Raw genomic sequence first — 17,814 nt, 5'->3', positions numbered from 1 at the left:
ATTGCTTAATGGGAGATCTCATGCTGCTCTTTCAGATTGATGATAGAACAGGTCGGGCGAAGCGCCCGACCTACGCCTGCTGTTTAGAAGTGGATAACGGGGGTGAAATGCCGCGGTTCTGCTTCCGTTTCAGGGCGGTTTTCTGGCTGAATAATTAATTCCAGCCGCGCTTTTAGCATCAACAATTGTGCTGTTCGTGCCTTATCGAGGGCATCGAGCGCCTCGCAATCAAAGGTTAGGTCATCATAAAATTCGGTTTGCTCTGGATCCGTGGCAATTTCGTCTTCAAATTCCCCCATTCTCACCCTGTCGGTATGCGCACCTTCGGACCATCCTGCGCGGACTATTATAAAAGTCCGCGCAGCACCTGGCGGCATGACGGGTATCAGGGGCTCATTTTGTTCAGAATACCAGTTAACGATCTGTATTTGTTCAGGCAGGGATGTCTCGTTAAATGTTGGCAAGGGATAAAAAGACTCCAGATTGCAATATCGCTGTAAAATGTGTGCTTCGAATTGAGCCTGTGCGCCGCCAACCAGCTCGACACAACGCTGATATCCATTCGCGATATGTTGATAGCTCGGAGAGACGTAATTATCCCAATCCTGTACTTCAACGGAATCGGAGGTGGCATCAGGCTCAGACCAGAATAAAGTCGGAAATTCTTTACACCATTCGGCGACCGCTTTGATGAATTTATCCACGGAATCAAGACGGTTTTCGTTAAAGCTTCCTGAAAATTGTTCAATCAGTTCCTGCGCCAGAGCAATTTTATGCTGGCCAGAATAGTGCTCAAGGAAACAAACCACATGCTCAATAAAGCAGGCATCCTTTGCTTTAACGGCGTATTCAAAAGCCGTAATATTTTCATAGGTCTTCCCGGAAAAATCGGTTAAATTTCCTCGCCATAATAATATTCCTGGATAGTCCTTAAAAATCGTTGCGGCTTCCTCCCGTAAGCCAAAGCCTGCACAATGAAGCAGCCTGGCAAGCATTTCCTGCCACAGGGGGGACATCGGAGCAGGTAAGGGGGCTTTCATTTCATGGAAAAAACCAACTCTTTTTCCCTCGCGAGGCGACAGGGCTCGTAATGCCAGATCTTTTAATGAATATATTTTTGTTTCATTTAGCTGTTGTTGTGTCTCGGTTGATGTTGTCGCCATTGCTCAAATCCTCGCTTTATAGTGCGATTATTATCCACTGTCGGGCGAGGAAATGCAAATTTTTTGAACATAGATTGTTCCAGCGTAAAGGTCAGTAGAACATGTCGGGCGAAGCGCCCGACCTACGCTTACGTCAGCTCATGGACATGCCCGGGCTGTCGTGTTGTTCTGGTATGGGCAGAATAGTTTCAATGTATTCTTTCATGATATTCCAGGCATCCTGTTGTTGGTATCCTGTAATTTCAAGTTTTGACAGCTCATTCACACACTGGCACATTGAATCGACACTATGTAACAGCAGCTGCTCACGCTCAGCGCTTAGCTGCATTTGACGAATCCGATATTGAGGCCATCCGGTCATTTCTCCGGCCTGTATCATCTTTAAGATTATCTCTGATGCCAGAGTCCACTCCTCGGTCATGGGTACTGGAATCAGGTTTGACAGGCTGTGAATCATATGGCTTTTGAACAAATGACGCGCCTGTGACTGATAATTATTGAATGTGGTCAAGCTTTTTACTAAACCTTCGGATGCGGCAAGGTTGTGCATAAAATAAAAGGCCTGATAAATAAACAGTTGCGAACTCAGCCAGACTTGATAAGCCTCCTGATTTTGCGATGCCTTATCAAAAGGTACGATCGAATTTTTATAGGTACTTAAATATTGCAAACCTGTTCCCCAGTAGCCGGTACTTTCAACTATCATCTTGAGTTTATCCAGATTATGATCCTCAATGGTTTTTTTCAAATCTGACTTTATAGCCTGATTCATCAAATCGTTCAGCTCTTCAGAACAGGGTGTTAGAAAAATGGAATGCCCATTTATTCTTTGAAGTGGATCGGCTCCTGCCTCAAGGAGTAAGCGAACAAACGCTACATAGTCAGGGTTATCGGGATAGTTACGGGCTAATTTAAGAGCCTCCGCTAAAGGAGTTGATTCATAACTAAAGTTGTCATAGGAGCAATGGTTAATAATTGCTCTGGCCTGTTTGTTTTTTAAGTACTCTTCTAACAAAGTAACATTTTTTTTCCAGATGATTTCACTTATCGGATTTGTGTACATCACGGAAAATGACCCTCGAGAGTAAGTGATCTCCGCATCATATTGAAACAATAGCCTCACCATTTCCGCACTGTTGACGTAATCAATGGCAGCGGCTCCATTTCGTGCTCTCAGATTTACATTGGCTTCAGCACGTAACAGTTTTTCAACCAGCAGGCAGTCATCCGCTTTGACAGCCTCCATAAGTGGGGACATGTTGTTTTTAATTTCATTAACATCTATCGGCAGAGGTTTCTGGAAACGCTCACGATACAACAATTGAACCATTTCTTCCTCATAAAGCCCTTCAATTTCTGGAAAGCGATTACAAAGCATGGCAAAAACATCTCTTCGACCACAGCGCAGCGCGTATTGAGCGGCGGTTTGATTATCCTTGTCGCAGATTTCGATCGAACGGGTATGAGCAAGTAACAAGGCGATTGTGTCAAGTTGCCCCATCTCAATAGCCAGCATCAACGCAGTCTGGCCTTTGCTGTTCTGTAAATCTGGATTTGCTTCATGCTGTAACAGACATTCGACAGTCCGGGGATTTTTAATATTATTCATTAAACAGGTCGTGCCCTTGTAATCCTGATGATTAGGATCGGCACGATATTGCAGCAGCAGTCTTATCAGCTCAAAATTATTGGTTGCCAGCAAGGGTGAATTGCCATATTTCTCATATATATTTGGGGCTGCGCCATGCTCGAGCAAAAGCTGTATGCAACCAGGGTCATTTTGATAACGACTTGCATCCGATATTGCTTTAAGTAATGGGGTTCGATTGTAGTAATCAGTGAAATTAACGTCAGCCTTTCCGTATTCAATCAGCCATCTCATAAATTCAATACGATGATAGGACGCTGCGCTTAATAAACATTCGCCGGTATCGGCGCCTGCATCAATTAATTCCCTGGCCCGCTCTTCCGCTGGGAGCTGATTATCATGACTGGTTTCCGCAATCAGATTTTTAAGTTTATCAGTATGCATTTTTATTCCTCATCTGTGATGCAGAGCAAACGCTGTTCACACAAAACCAAAGCGCTTCGCGTAACGTATTCGTTCTCTGCGTTATGAATACGGTGCGCAATATTAAGTCAGAGCGGTTTTAATTATTACCGTATTTTCTACGAGTGTTGTTTTCATGTAATTTTGACAGGTAAAAATACGGTAACTCATGCGAACGGCCAAATCGTATGGAGTTCAGGTGATTATTCAATGAGCCGTCAATAATTGATCACTAAGTCTGTTTATTGTAACATATGGCTTTTTTTATTATAAATCCGGATATTTACATGGCCGCAGACCCAAATCAGCTGGCATTTAACAGACTCAGTCAACTGATCGAGTTCAGGAAAGGTATAGAAACGCGGTGTATATTATCAGAACACTCCTTTCATCCGACAACGGTTGATTTTCCCGATATTGATGGTTGTACATTACTTCGATATGCCATTCGACTTGGTGATTTACAAAAGGTAAAGGAGCTAATAGAAGCCGGGGCTGATCCAGCAAATGGTTTACTTTGGGCATTGGTTGGTAACAGGCTGGAAATTGCTGAATTTATGCTTGGCCAGGGATCTGATTTCGCAAAAATAAAGCTGGAATGGGTCCAAAAAGAACCCTGTCATACCTGGTTTAAAAATATCCTTATTAAGCACCTGAACGTTATTAAAGGCGTAAAAAGCGCTCCTTTAACCCTCTTTAGTTATTTAATACCTGAAGAATGGTTAAGGAGAGCGGCAGAATCAGGATTGGCAGATGCTCTACGTCCACATACACTTAAGGAGCAGATTTGCCGTTATGGGAATGATAAAAAGCTCATAAATGAACTGGCATGTTTAGCGGCAGCGAATAACCGCGTTGACGTTCTTAAGCTTTTAAAGCAACAGGATCATGATCTGACACCCCATGAATCATGGAATAACTCAGCGTTGATATCAGCAGCAAAATACAAAAAAATCGAGGCGGCAGCTTATCTTTTGAATCAGGGCGTTGATCCGAATTATATCGGAGAAAAAAAACGTAATGCACTGATGGTGGCAGCGGAAGCTCAATCCCCTGAGTTAACGGCCATGCTATTGGAGGCTGGAGCAGATGTATTGGCGCGGGATTATCATGGTCAGACTGCTCTGCATATATCCTGTAAAACACCATCTCCAGACAGTAAAGTCATACATCTTCTGGCCAGTGCCATGCAGGAGATTAATCTGCATGAATTATATGATATTTTTGGTTTGACGCCTCTTGATTATGCTAATAATACGGGGGCAATAGCTTTTTTAACCCCATCAAGAGATGGTTATGTGGATAGAATGCCAGTAAGGTCTTTGCAAGTCATAAGTCAGAAAACCATTCTGGAAAAAATTGAGTATTTTCTTAAGTTATCCCGGCGGAGCCTGGATTTCTATAATGATGGCGGTCATTGTAATGCATTTACATGGCTACATGCATTTTATATTGATAATACAAAGGAAGATTATTATTTTGATACTCTGGAGCTTTTAGCTGGTTGGGACGGCACTCAGGGACAACTTGACGCGCCATTTGATCCAGAGCTACCCCAGGCGGCATACTATCGTAATTTAGGTGAGATTTTTGAGCAATGGTGTAATGATCTGATTTGGTTTCAGGACAGCCATGCAGTTATCTGCAAAACATATGATAATCCCGAAGCATGTAATCAACTTATAAATCAAAACAATAGGAATTTTCAATTTGAAATTGCGGGTAATCTTCCCTGTAAGAATCTGATGATTTCTGTTGAGGACATCCAGGTTCATGCCGGACAGTTGCAAGAGAGAATCGACATTATCATCAATAGATATCCTCGCAGAACACAGATTTTTATCAGTGGAAGCGGGCATGTTGTATCTTTACGAATCAATGACGATTTGACTGTAGATTACTATGATTGCAATTTTCCACATAAATTAATGCCACTTAAAAACACTCAAAGCATAATAGATCTCTTTATTGATACCAAATACAGGCTTTTAAAGAGGGGAATGTCACATAATGGTAACATTTATATGACCTTACAGGTGGTTATGTATTATTTTAATAAGCAGGAAATGCACGATTACATAACAGGCTATGAATCGTTTTCACAAGAGGAAATTCCATGCTCAGAAGAAGAAGTCTGTAACTTTCAGGAGCGCTCACCGAATAAATACACACCCCTGCATATTGCGGTATTATCTGGCTCCCTGAAGTCCGTGCAAAATATGCTGGAAAAAGAAGTCTTATTGCAACAGGCAAATAAAAAAAACTATCATTGTAAAACTCCCTTTGAGATAGCATTAGAATCAGCCAATATCAGCATTATTTCCGCTTTTATTGAATGCAGTAAAAATCACAAGATAGCTTTGAAGCTGGATCTATCCCTGGACCATTACCTCCTTAATGCCTGGCGACAAAGAAAGTCAGATTTATTTATCCTTCTTTTGAATGAGCTGCCCGAATCTGCCAGGTGGAGGTGTTTTATTGAAGCAATTAAATGCAGTTATACCGAACTGGTATATCAATTTATCAATGAGAAATGGGTTGATATCTCAGAAAATCCTGATTACGACTATCGAGACGATAACGTAATCACAATGGCAGTTAATCTCATGTATTCAGCCATGTGTGCTGACAATATAGAGCTGTTTCGGCTCTTTCTTGAACGATTTCCAAAAGAGCATTTGAGTCGTTTTTGCCAGGACGAAAAGTCTGATAGAACCCTGCTTCATTGGAGTATTGTTAATAAAAAAAACGAATTTTTAGAAGCCCTTTTACAGGCTGGAGCAGATGTTCATGTGCGCACAAATGAAGGAGACACTTGCCTGCATCTCATGGTGAAATTTAAAAATCCGGCTTATCTTAGTGTATTTTACCAAAAAGGCGTAGATCCTTTCGTCGAAAACAACAATCAGGAAACGGTGCAAGACCTGCTTATGAAATGTGAGGATGAATCATTATGTTCTGTTTTTTTAGATTACTGGCAAAATCTTAGCAATTTGCAAAGTCCAGTCGCTATGTGCTGAAATAAATAAACTCAAAGCGTGATTTTTTTTGTATGCAGGATGATTACTTTGAGGGTATATTACTAATGCTGTTTCCATTTATTTTTGACATGTAAGTGTCATCCCCGCGCAGGCAGGGATCTATTCGCCAGCGTAGCCTTGTCCGCAAATCATGGATGGTTCCCCGCCTGCGCGGGGACGACACGTGTCAAAACTGATTTAATTTTTTTAAACAGGGATTGTTTATTAACATTATTCAAGGAGTGAATATGTTCGGTTTTTTTAAACGTGATTTAGTAAAAAAAGGATATGAAATTAAGAAAGTTTCTATCGAGGAGCTGGAAACGCTTAAGGCACTGGCCCGGACAACCTTCATCGAGACCTATGGGGATTACATCGCTCGATGTGGAGGTGTTGACTGTATTCAGGACAAGCTTGACGAGATCTACTCTAATGAAATTGTAAGCAACTGGCTGAGCAATCCGGATATGGTTTGCATGGGCTTATATTCGCTGTCGCACCCGCAGGTTTTATCGGGTTTCAGCCTGCTGCAGATCGGTGAGGATAAGGCCCTACTGAGCAAGTTATATTTACTTCAACAGGTGCAGAACAAGGGGCTTGGCCGTTTGATGATGGAAGCTGTTTTCAGTGAGTTACGGCAAAGACCTGAAGTGCAGACACTCACGCTTGCGGTAAGTGAACAGAATCAGTCAGCAAAGGCCTTTTATCGGCGGATAGGGTTTGTGGATACGCTGGAAATAAGTCTGTATCCGCAGTCGGCCGAAGATAATCCTTTGTATGATAATATTTATAACAAAGAACGAAACGCCATGAGCTCTCTATCCCTCTGAATGCAGCCCGTATCGGCACGGTTCCTCGTTTGTGGTCCATTTCCCGGATTACGCTGACGCTAATCCGGGCTACACATTTTGACATGTAAGAGTCATCCTCGCCCAGGCGGGGATCTATCAACCCAATGAACCCACGTCATCCTGAACGCAGTGAAGGATCTCCTGATTTTCAATGCTAAACCATTTGAGATCCTTCGCTACGTCTGGATGACGTACCTGGGTAGTTACATTTTTTATTAATATTTTCTTAATGTTATTGTGATAAATTAGGTCATCATTTTATTAGGAATTAATGATTAATGAAAAGCAAAAAAATCCCGCCTGTTTTGCAGAATTTATATTCCCGTCTTGATTTATTTTACCGACATTATACCGACGAACGAAGTCTGGTTTCGGAGAATACCGGCGAGATAGATTTTGGTGCTTTTCTGGATACGCCGGATGGTCGTTTCTGGGTTGACTGGCAGTCCGATACAGAAGAGAAGAAAAAGGTACTGGTTTTTAACAGCGGTTATTTTCGTTATTTACGCTCGGAAATGCAAAAACAGTTAGCCATCTTTCTTGAAGAGCTCAGCTGTCATGGCTTTGAAATTTATATTCCCTTTGCGTCGCCCGAGCCTGTGGCCTGTTCTTCAACTGAGAGCCGACTGCGGGCTCCGTTAACACTGAAACGGCTCAGCAATGGGGCGCTTGATCTGATCAACCTGACACCGGTGCATTCGCCGCGTGCCATCGAGCTGGCGGCTGGCATCAATATTCCCAAAGATCGGGTAAAGCTGATTAATAACCTGTTTTTGGGCCAGTTAGTGGGGGCTTTAAGCCAGCTTACCCCCGAAAGCTTATTTGAGCCTTTTCCCTGGCTGCCTTTGTTCCCGGAAAAAGTCTTGCCTGATCAGGACGCGCTGATTGCCATGCTCGAGCCTGAAGACGGCCTCTCTCTTAACAGGCAACACTGGATAAGGGGTGACGCGTATCAGTTACAGCCTGCTCTTATCGACAGGGTTAAATCTGTTGTTTACGATCATTCATCGAGTGTCGATTATCGCGAACTCTTCCCGTCATTTTTTGATGGCAGCCTCAGCGCCATTCAGCGGTATACTTTTGAACAATACGAGAAACTCGAGGTACATAAGCTGCAGCTTCGCTCAGACGGCCTGCATCAAAACAAGAGCAATCAGGAAAAATCCCAGGTTGTGTCGCTGAAGGCCGATTTGAATTTTTACCACATAGATGATTGCGCACCAGTGCTTGACGAAATCCGACGTTATACGAATGTAACACGCGCCGAGGTCAGTTGCTTTTCTGTCACACGGCCGGTTCTGGCGGATGTACTTAAGGCACTGCCAGACATCATTCATTTGACACTCAGTTGCGAACCTTTCAAGCAGGACAGTGGTGCTGCTGAGTTTTATCTTGAGCCCGGTTCACTGCCGCATTTAACATCATTGACCCTTACCAATACGACTCTGTTGCCGAGGGACTTTGAAATACTGCTTAAGGCGGCGCCTGGCCTGTCTTTTTTGTGTCTTAATGAGCTACCCTTTTTATATGGTTTGAACGAAAAAGCACAGGAACTGCCGCTGGGTAGATTGATTGATCTGAACTGTCACTACGCCAGGTTCGAGAGTCTTGATAAGGTGCTTGCGGCAACGCCCAATCTGCAGTCCCTGGTGATTTCCGGGGGGGAAGACACGGGCACAGGCTTAACCTCAACGCTGGCGCATTTAAAATATCTGGAGGTTGACAGGCTGCCTGTTAATCTGATCGCGCAGTTGCTGCGTACCGCTCCCTTTTTAACCAGCGCCTCTCTTAACAGGACGGATAGGGGCTTTGTCAGCCCGCTGACCTTGTCGCGTTATCGCTATACCCTGGACAATCTCTACTGTCTGCTGGTTAACAGTAACCAGGATGCACCGTCCCTGATAGCCTGGTTTAAGAAGGCGCCGCAGCTGCGGACAATAGTTTCGTATCTGCTGGAAATCACGGGGGAATTAATTCAGCAGCAGCGCGCTAAATATCAGCCGTTGCAGCGTCTCGTGTCCAGTGTTGCCTGTTTAAAACTATTGAACATTCGTTCAGATACCGATTTGTCCTGGCTTGGCTCCCATCTGTCGCCGGCAGTTAAATCACTGGACATCGTGAAGTCAACGCTGTCAGCGCAGCAGTTGCAAACGATCCTGGGCGCGTTTCCTAATCTTCATAACCTGTTCTTTTCGAACGTCAGGTTTGAAGCACAGACTTTGAAACTGCGCCAAAACTCCCTAAAAGGGCTGCGCGCCTTCAATTGGCGCAATACCTACCCTGCATTAGACATGGAACCACAGCTGATACTGGCGCTCCTGCATGCCGCCCCGGGCATAGAAATAGTGGATCTGGGAAGCTGCGTGTCATACGCGGAGCTGATGAATAGCCTGAAGCGCCTGTATCCGAATGTACGTTTTAAACACCACGTTGTAACCGGTCCGCATCATTCTGGCCATGGGGCGTCATCACTGAAACCGGATGGGCAACTCAAACGCACCGGGAAGGAAACCCATATCACGTCTTCGATGTTTATTAATCATCAGCATGTTTCACCGCCGGCTCATAACTATCATTTGCATAGTTACGCCTGGTCCGCTGCGCTTGAAGGCTTTATTCCGTACCCTGTGCCAGCGCGGAACCTGACACAGCTCAAGGATTCTTCCCACTCTCTGACGTCTCTGCTTCGCGCCTGGGAACGTGATGAAGCATTCCAGCCTCGAGACTGTTTTCTTGGAAAGCTGGACGGTTTTACCCTGCTTCCCGGCCAGATTGTGCGTCTGCCGGCCCTGAGTCATGGTGATCGGGTTATGGAATATGCCTGTAATGTGCCAGGTATTACCCTGTGGCGGGACGGCCTTCTTGGCTACCATTATATCCAGTCTGAGACGATACAGTTCTCTAGTACGCTTATCTACATTATCAAGGAAGGCAAGGCGGCGGTGGCAGGGAAATCGTCAGCCAGACTGCCCTTCGGAACGCTCAGGCTTATCAGTGAGCTGGTTTTCGAGTGCGGAGAACTTAAGCGCAGCGAGGCGTATGAGCAGCTCCGAAAACGCCCAGCGCGGCAACTGGTGCAGGCACTGACGGAGTTTTGCCGGTTCCCAAACCATGATGGTGACGATTTCAGCCCTGCGGACACCAGTGCCCTGTTGAATCATCTTCTGCTAACCCGGACAGGTTCCTGTCGCCATCGCGCCTGGCTTTTCACGGCACTGGCCAGCGGGTTTGGTCTGCAGGCGTTCTATAACAGCAATGACTGCCATAGCTTTGGTGTGTGGGTAGGTGAGGATGGGCCACAGAGCATTGATCTGGGTGGGGCGCCGGCCATAGTCAAAACGCTGCCCTTTGTCATGCCAGCGACAAGCCCGGAATACACCCCGGAAAGCGACGAAACGAGCCAGCCTGCGCAATCAACCCAGGCGTCATCCCCTGCAGAGCCTGTGCCATTGGCAGCTCCCGTCACGCCACGCTACTGCATTCCCACGGAATGGGATGACTATTTTACCCTGTGGAACAATTGTCCGCTGTCCGTCACCAGTCCGGAAGAACTGGCGAGTGACATGATCTATCATCACCAGGAAATTCGTCGCCATTTACTTATTCTGCCACACAGTGCCGCGATTGAGCGATTCAACCAGACGGTATTAAGCCTGATTGACGCGCCGGCTTTTTTCACGCCGTATCTGGATGATTTGCAGCTGACCGGCAACCGGATTACAGACGACGGCCGGCTCGTTCCCGCCGACAGTGCTCTTGGCTTATTTATCAAACGTGCTCAGGCCGAACCAGAAAGCAGCTTTGTCTGGTTTATCAATTTTTCTGACAATAGACCTGAGCATATTATTTATAATCAACTGTTTGACAATGAAGGCCGTCGTCTGGGTTCTGTGTTTTTGCCTGACAACCTGCGCCTCGTTATGGTGCTTGATAAATTGAGTGCACTGCAACTGGCTGAGGACATGCTCTCCCGCATGGACAGGATAAGCTCGCCGGAACAGCTCATCTGGCCTGAGCTGGCAAAACCTGATCTATGTTCCAGACCCATTGGGCCGGGAGATGTGCTGGTTGTCAGTGCAGACAACTGGAAGGACGAGATTGCAGGCCGTATCCTGCCTTGCGACGACGGGTTTGTGTGGCGTGCCGGGCCCTTGTTGAAACTGCAGGAAAATGACACTCTTACCCTGCATAATGCGCCATGGCATCAACGGGAATTTCGGCAGTTTATGTATACCCTCCAGGCAAGCGCTCGTTTTTTTGCCAATGGACAATGGCATGCGCTGTCGCGTGGGGCCTCGGTGCAGCTGGCCAGACCGCAGTTTGAACAAGAACCTGTATTACCCCTTACAGACCTCATTGCAGACGAGTTTCCCTTGAACAGCCGCACATGGCGTGCGCTTCTACCTCATACAGGCATCAATCCGCAGACTGGTTTTATTATCAATCATCCTGGCCTGCTGGCACAGATGCCCCTGCGCCTTATTGTGACGGAAGCGCTTGATGCGGCCATAGGTTACGCCGTCTCGCAACAGGCCCGGGCCTTATCCTGTCCCTTGCAGATTCAGCCTCTGCCCGGTATTACACTGCCTGAGACGCTTAAGGCTTTCCGGGTATCTGAGCAGCCATTGACTTTGTCTGATAATATACGGGTAATCCTCTGCCCAGACCTCGATTTTGCCCTGGACGGACTGGCGGGGCATTCCATCGCTGTTGATGAGAAAACGCGTTTTGACTCCCTGTTTTTGAACGTAAAACGCGAAGGTATGCGCCTCGTCAGTTGTGAGACGGATTTGGCCCGGGCCATCCGCCATGGTGAGCCCGTCATTTTACACGGACAGTTTTCATCGGAATTCATCCGCCGCGCGCAAACGCTGTTTGTGAATCCGCCGCATGTTTTTATCAACGGCGAGCGGATTATGGCTCAAGGTTCCATCACGCTGGTCAGCGATGACCCGGTTAGATGGAGTAATATTCCCAGTCAGACGCTTGAGTATAATCCCGAGCTTGATTTTGAACGCCTGCCCCAACCCGAACGGGCGGCGCGTAAAGCCCTGTATCAAACGCTGGCACGTACCCCTTGTCATAGCCATTTTCAGAATATTCCCGACATCATGCAGGGGCTGCGTCTTTCTGCCGGTCAACCCATAAAATCAGAACCTGACACGCTGCCCTTATCGCCTGAAGGGCTGCTGGCCGCTTTTGAAAGGCAGCCCTGTCTGTTTCTTATTGGTCAATCCGGCACGGGTAAAAGCGAGCTATTTTTGCGCGGTCTGCCAGCCTGGGCCGGGGAGCAGCACGTTGATTTGAAGATTCATCATGGGCCAGAGGCTCTGATGGACTGGATTCATCAGGACACGGGCATCGCGATTTGGTTTGATGACGAGGCCAACTGCAAAAATCAATCCTACCATTTTTTGTATCATATGCTGCGGGGTGAATTTGTCATCTGGCTCAATGGCATGCGATACCAACTTGATCCGCAGCGCCACCGGGTAGGCCTGGCGGGTAATTTTCTCGGCTTTGAAGGCCGGGTGGAAGTGGATTTATTCCGACGATTTCCGCATTATCTGGAAGTCAGGCCTTCATTGCCCATTCTGGACCGGCTCCTGATGCCGCTTTTAGGCCACTTTTCCGATGCCGCCTCTCAGCTTGACTTAATCAAGTCCTGCCACCAACGCGCATTAAACGCCGGTCTTATCATGACATCGCGTAATGCCATGATGATTTGTATTCAGGCCTTTGCCTTGAAGCACCAGCCCTGTCTGCAGGGCTTTTCGGATGAGATGCTGATACGCTATGCAATCAGCCTTGAGTTACGCGGCCTGTATAAAAAAACCGCGGCAGGCAAGGTGTTCATTCATGAATTAAAACAAGACACTCAAAGTCTTCAGGAGCGCCTGCACGCCTTGCCTTTACCCGATTTGGGCGGGGACTTTACGTGGACTCCCATCCATAGAAAAATTGCGCATACCCTGCGCAGGCTTATCCTGGTTCGGGAGAAAAAAGAGGCCGGTGAGGTCAGTCAGCATCAGGGCATCAATGGTCTTTTGCTGGAAGGCCCGCCTGGGGTGTTCAAGACGCAGTTGCTGCGGCGTCTTCTCACGGCCTGGGCTATTCCGTTTGTCGAGATTGATACAAGCGATCGCACGATAAGACGCGAGCAGCTTGTGGCAGGCTGGCGGGGTGGCATGTTCATGTTGATTGACGAGCTGAATGGTCTGGATGAAGAGTTCCTGCTGAATACCCTGCTGTCAGGAACGGATCCGGACGGCAACCCGCCAGACAAGCCGGGAGCGTTCTTTCTGGCTACACAGAACCCGGTATCAACCAGCAACCGGCTGCCCTTGTCTGATGCCCTGGCCAATCGTCTGAGCGTGGTTGTGTTAAAGCCTTACCGGACTGAGCATCTGCGCCAGATTGCCGAACACACGCATCAGCTGAGCGAGAAGGCGGCGTACTGGTTAACCGAGCGTTATCAGCAGAAGAAAGCCGAGGCTGTTTATCGTGGATTACTGCGTCCGACAGACAGGCTGTTTTTTAAGGCTGCTGCTGATGTACGCCGTAACCATGGCGCGCACATGTCCGAGCTGGATGCGGTGCTGCCAGCGATACCACAAGCCTCAGCACCGGAGGACACAAATCAGCCGGCAGTCGAGCGCAACCGCGATTCCCGTGGCGCCGAGCGGAAGTGCCACCTTATGTAATCGCCCCGGCACGCAGGCTGCATTATATGACGTAGGTTGGGCCTTGGCCCAACATGGAATTGGCACCCAACCTGCGCGGGGTCCAAGTGTGCAATAAGATTCCGGGAATTGTCTGGATATCGCGCGTAAAGCGCAGTACGCAGGCTGATAGAAAGCAATTATCAACAGACCCTGGTACTATGGCATTAGCCCCAGCTCAACGGCTGAGGGACTTTACTACTGGGGAGAAAGCATGTCAGGTTCTAAAAAAATTCTGGTTGTTGGCGCGAGCCTTGCCGGGCCGGCTCTTTGCTACTGGCTGCAGCATTTTGGTTTTTCGCCGGTCATGATTGAAAAAAACGATGGCTTGCGCAAGGGTGGTTTTGCAATTGACATACGAGGCGTTGCGGTTGAACTGGTTAAAAAAATGGGAATTTATCAGACCATCTGTGAGCAGCGCACCAGAATTGCCATTGGGCGTCATGTTGACGCGCAGGGACACACGCTTTATGAAGAAGAAGGGCAGCGCTTTGGTTTTAGAGAAGGGGAGGATGTTGAAATTGTGCGAGGTGCACTGGTTGATATCCTGATGCAGCTGATTCCAGATGTACCCTGCTTTTTTAATCAGGAAATAGACAGCCTTTCTCAACATACAGATTGTGTTGATGTGGTTTTTAAGGACGGAAAAAAAGAATCATTTGATCTGGTGGTAGGGGCGGACGGTCTGCATTCGTCCATAAGGCGAAAGGTATTTACGGAAAAGGAATACCATTTAAAAAATCTGAACGCCTATATATCGGTTTTTGATATCGACAACTATCTTAATCTGGATCATTGCGATCTGATGTATGAAGGCAGTAAAAAGCTGATTCACGTCAGCAGCGATGAAGATCCTGACCGCGCCCGCGCAGGGTTTATGTTTCGATCCGCTCACAGACTGAGCGATCCGCGTGATGAAAACGAGCAGAAGCGATTTTTAAAAGACACCTTCAGAAATATGGGCTGGGAGGCTGATAATCTGCTGCAGCGCCTGGACCGCTGCCGGGATTTTTATTTTGACTCGATTACCCAGGTTAAAATGTCCTCCTGGACCAAAGGCCGGGTCGCATTGCTTGGCGATGCCGCGTATTGTGCCTCTCCCCTGTCAGGCCAGGGAACCAGTCTCGCGCTGGTTGGGGCCTATATTCTGGCGGGGGAGCTGTATGCGGCGAACGGAGACGTGAACCAGGCCTTCTCTCGATACAACCATGGATTACGTACCTTTGTGGAAGAAAATCAGCAGTTTGGTGCCTGGGTCAGTGAGTCTTATCTCCAGGGCAGCAACAGCTCACAGGAAGAGGGGGAATCACGGGCAACTGAGGCCTTAAAACGGTTGAAGGCAGCCGCCAGTTCGATCCGTCTACCGCAATTTTGGGCAGCGTTTTGATTAGCCTCATGTTCCATGCGGAAGGACATCAATCGCTCCAGAATTTTATAGAAAGTGATCAATTTGTCATGTTTTAATCGATTGGGTTTAGTAGTAGACTGAAATAACGCTTTTATGGAGAGAAGCCAATGTCTGACTATTTTCAAACTAAAACCTGTGTTGTGCTCTTATGATGACAGCCGACCCTATTGACGTAATTGAATTGGATCCCGATTACTCCGAAGGATCGGACGAGGCGGGCGTGTCGGATCTGGATGTCGAATCCGCTGACGTAATTGAAGAAATAGACGCAGAAAATCTCCAGTCAGTTCAGGGGGTGTCATGGCGAACCTGGTTTTTTTATGCCGTTGCGGTATTGGCCGCTTTTTCGGCGGCTATCTATGCGTTTTTGGAACCTTCCCAATCGCGCATTGAGGATGTTGACGGGCAATGGTGGGAGGAGATGCCAACCGAAACCAAAATTGCATCGGTTGCGATGGCGGTCAACACGCAGATTGTTAACACGGTTTTCTTTTCTTTTTTCATTGAAAATGCCTTTTTGCGATTTAAGGATTCAATGGGGCAGTATTTTCACAGTTGCAGACATTTCACGGTCAATACAGGCAATATCCTGCTGTCGTCCTGCGCGGGCCTGGCCAATGGAGCCATTGCCTACAGCAGTTATTTATGGCTGCCCTGGGCGAGAATCTCGGCTGTTTTTCCTTCTTCGCTGAATGTTGGGGTAACCTTTGCGTCGCGTTACGCTGGTCTTACTAATCTTTCCTCAAGAGTCGCGGCCCTGATTGATTCTGACGTCCGTCTGCAAAAACAGTGTGTCGTTCATTTGAAGCATATCGCGACTGATTTCAAGGGGCAGACGAATGAGCTGCTGGAAAACAGGCCCTGTGACGAAGAAACACTGCGTGAGCTGCTGCAGAGCTTATCAAGCCAGCCTGGTTCTGTTGACGCGGTCAGTACCGGTGAGAAGCTTAAAGACCTGTCCGGACTGGCCTTTGATATCATTCTGGCTTTGCTGGTGCTGATTCCCGCCTTCATGTTATTTGCGCAAAAAGGCTATGATGGGGTTGAGTTGCTGAGCGACGACGCATTGAGCGACAGTTGTGAGGCCGAGAAAATACTGATTGGATTTTTACCGGGCCTGGTTTCGTCCATCTTCATGGCGATTAATACATTTGAGCTGCGTCAGCTGACGGTTGATCTGTTTGATCATCTGCGCCGCCACCCACGGCACATTCCCATTGTTGCCGTCGCTGTCGTGATGAACGCGGTGTCGGCAGGATTCGGCTGGAGAAACGTGGCAGTCAGCGCTGTTTCACCTGCTAATATTTTTTCCCTTACCTCGATGGACAGTCCATGGGCCGAGGCTTACGCTGGCCTCAATTCGGTTGGCAGTTTTGCTACTTCCTTTAAAGCCATGGGGCAGAAAATCGTCGATTCAAAACCGCCGCCAACGAAACTGGATGCCTTGATTGACTGGACTCAAAAAAACCGTCTTTCTCATACGACAGCAGACGAACTGCGGCGCTATTCATTATTTCGTTCAGCAGATACCCTTAGCCGCTCCTCGTCGGAAAGAGAGCCTCTGGATGCTCCTGAGCTGATTCAGCCCTGAGCGCGTCTGGCTGTTCAGTAAAGCGGCCATGCTGCAGAAAATGGATGATCAGCTGCCGTGTCTGTGAATTATTCATGATAAACGTGTGATTGGTATTAATAATAACCGGACTGTTCTGTCCGGTCAGCTGGGCTGAAGCCGGCGGAACCTTGGCATCGTAACGCCCGGCGATGATGCCGATGTTAACCCTGGGAACAGGCACCTGATGCACGTAGGATGAGGGGGCGTCACTTAATTCGGCCAGTGGCTTGATTATCGGACGAATCATTGGAAACAGTGTCACTGTCAATTTGGCCAGAAAGGATCCCCGATTGGGCGGCGACAGCATAATCAGACTGCCAATGTGTTTTAACTGCCTGTCCGACAGAGAAAACAATGCTTCCCGGGCAATGATGCCGCCGAGACTGTGAGTAATAAAATGGATTTTGATGCCTGGATTTTTCGCAAGCGTTTCCTGAATGTATTGATTCAGGCGGGCACCGTGCTCCTGAATCGTATAACGTGTTGACGGATAACTGTAGAGAAAAACCGTGTATCCCTGTTTTTCCAGCCAGCGTTGCAGGGGTCGCATGCTGGCGGAGCTGCGCACCAGGCCATGGATCAGCACAATCAGCTCCCGTTGCTGCATCTGAACAACCAGGCTGGTATTCCTTATTTTATTTTGATCAAAGGCCAGCGTTTGACAGCCAAAGCCAAGTCCAATGAAAAGCATGAGAAGCTGAATGTAAATCCGTTTCATATCAAATGGTTTTGTGATCATGGTATGTGTTGACCAGAGCTTTTATCCCGGAATCTGGTTTTGTTTCCATTCTAACAAGCCACGGTCATAGTCTGTCGTTCCCGCCTTCGCGGGAACGACTTTACCTGTCAAAATTAAATGGAAACAGTACTGATTACGATTATCATACAGTATGTTTGACCTAATGTTTGCATTAATTCAGAAAGAAACACGCTACGAAAACACTTTTCAGCCCTTGTAGCCCGGATTAGCGTAAGCGTAATCCGGGAA

At 47.4% G+C, this 17,814-nt stretch carries 8 protein-coding genes; 5 read left to right on the top strand and 3 right to left on the bottom strand.

Annotated features, from left to right (window positions below):
- Window positions 1-83: 83 nt before the first annotated feature.
- Entirely contained in the window at window positions 84-1,163 is a 1,080-nt protein-coding gene (locus ACQUTA_RS10120) for a Dot/Icm T4SS effector CpeA-related protein (RefSeq protein ID WP_444988125.1), read from the bottom strand.
- A 133-nt stretch (window positions 1,164-1,296) separates the two neighbouring features.
- Window positions 1,297-3,195 carry an ankyrin repeat domain-containing protein gene (locus ACQUTA_RS10115; protein ID WP_444988124.1) on the bottom strand — a complete coding sequence of 633 codons (1,899 nt, stop codon included), beginning with the start codon at window positions 3,193-3,195 and terminating at the stop codon, window positions 1,297-1,299.
- A gap of 305 nt (window positions 3,196-3,500) precedes the next feature.
- On the opposite strand from ACQUTA_RS10115, the gene ACQUTA_RS10110 reads away from it, so the two are divergent.
- From ACQUTA_RS10110 to ACQUTA_RS10090, 5 genes are all read left to right on the top strand, one after another.
- Entirely contained in the window at window positions 3,501-6,233 is a 2,733-nt protein-coding gene (locus tag ACQUTA_RS10110; RefSeq protein WP_444988123.1) for an ankyrin repeat domain-containing protein, read from the top strand.
- A 248-nt stretch (window positions 6,234-6,481) separates the two neighbouring features.
- Window positions 6,482-7,063 (top strand): GNAT family N-acetyltransferase, encoded by a 582-nt coding sequence (locus ACQUTA_RS10105; protein ID WP_444988122.1) that lies wholly within the window; start codon window positions 6,482-6,484, stop codon window positions 7,061-7,063.
- Window positions 7,064-7,362: 299 nt separating this feature from the next.
- Window positions 7,363-13,788, top strand: a complete 6,426-nt coding sequence (locus ACQUTA_RS10100) for a MoxR family ATPase (RefSeq protein ID WP_444988121.1) — start codon at window positions 7,363-7,365, stop codon at window positions 13,786-13,788.
- A gap of 232 nt (window positions 13,789-14,020) precedes the next feature.
- Entirely contained in the window at window positions 14,021-15,193 is a 1,173-nt protein-coding gene (locus ACQUTA_RS10095) for a tetracycline destructase (protein WP_444988120.1), read from the top strand.
- 169 nt (window positions 15,194-15,362) lie between these two features.
- On the top strand, window positions 15,363-16,805 hold the full coding sequence (locus ACQUTA_RS10090; protein WP_444988119.1) for a hypothetical protein: 1,443 nt from the start codon (window positions 15,363-15,365) through the stop codon (window positions 16,803-16,805).
- On the opposite strand, the gene ACQUTA_RS10085 is transcribed toward ACQUTA_RS10090, so the two are convergent.
- Window positions 16,747-17,565 carry an esterase/lipase family protein gene (locus ACQUTA_RS10085; RefSeq protein ID WP_444988118.1) on the bottom strand — a complete coding sequence of 273 codons (819 nt, stop codon included), beginning with the start codon at window positions 17,563-17,565 and terminating at the stop codon, window positions 16,747-16,749. The two genes, ACQUTA_RS10090 and ACQUTA_RS10085, sit on opposite strands and share 59 nt — an antisense overlap.
- Window positions 17,566-17,814 lie beyond the last annotated feature (249 nt).

The sequence above is a fragment of the Legionella navarrensis genome (genome assembly GCF_052527415.1).
Note: the sequence above shows the minus strand (reverse complement) of the source record. Positions and strands in the feature narration are given on the sequence as shown.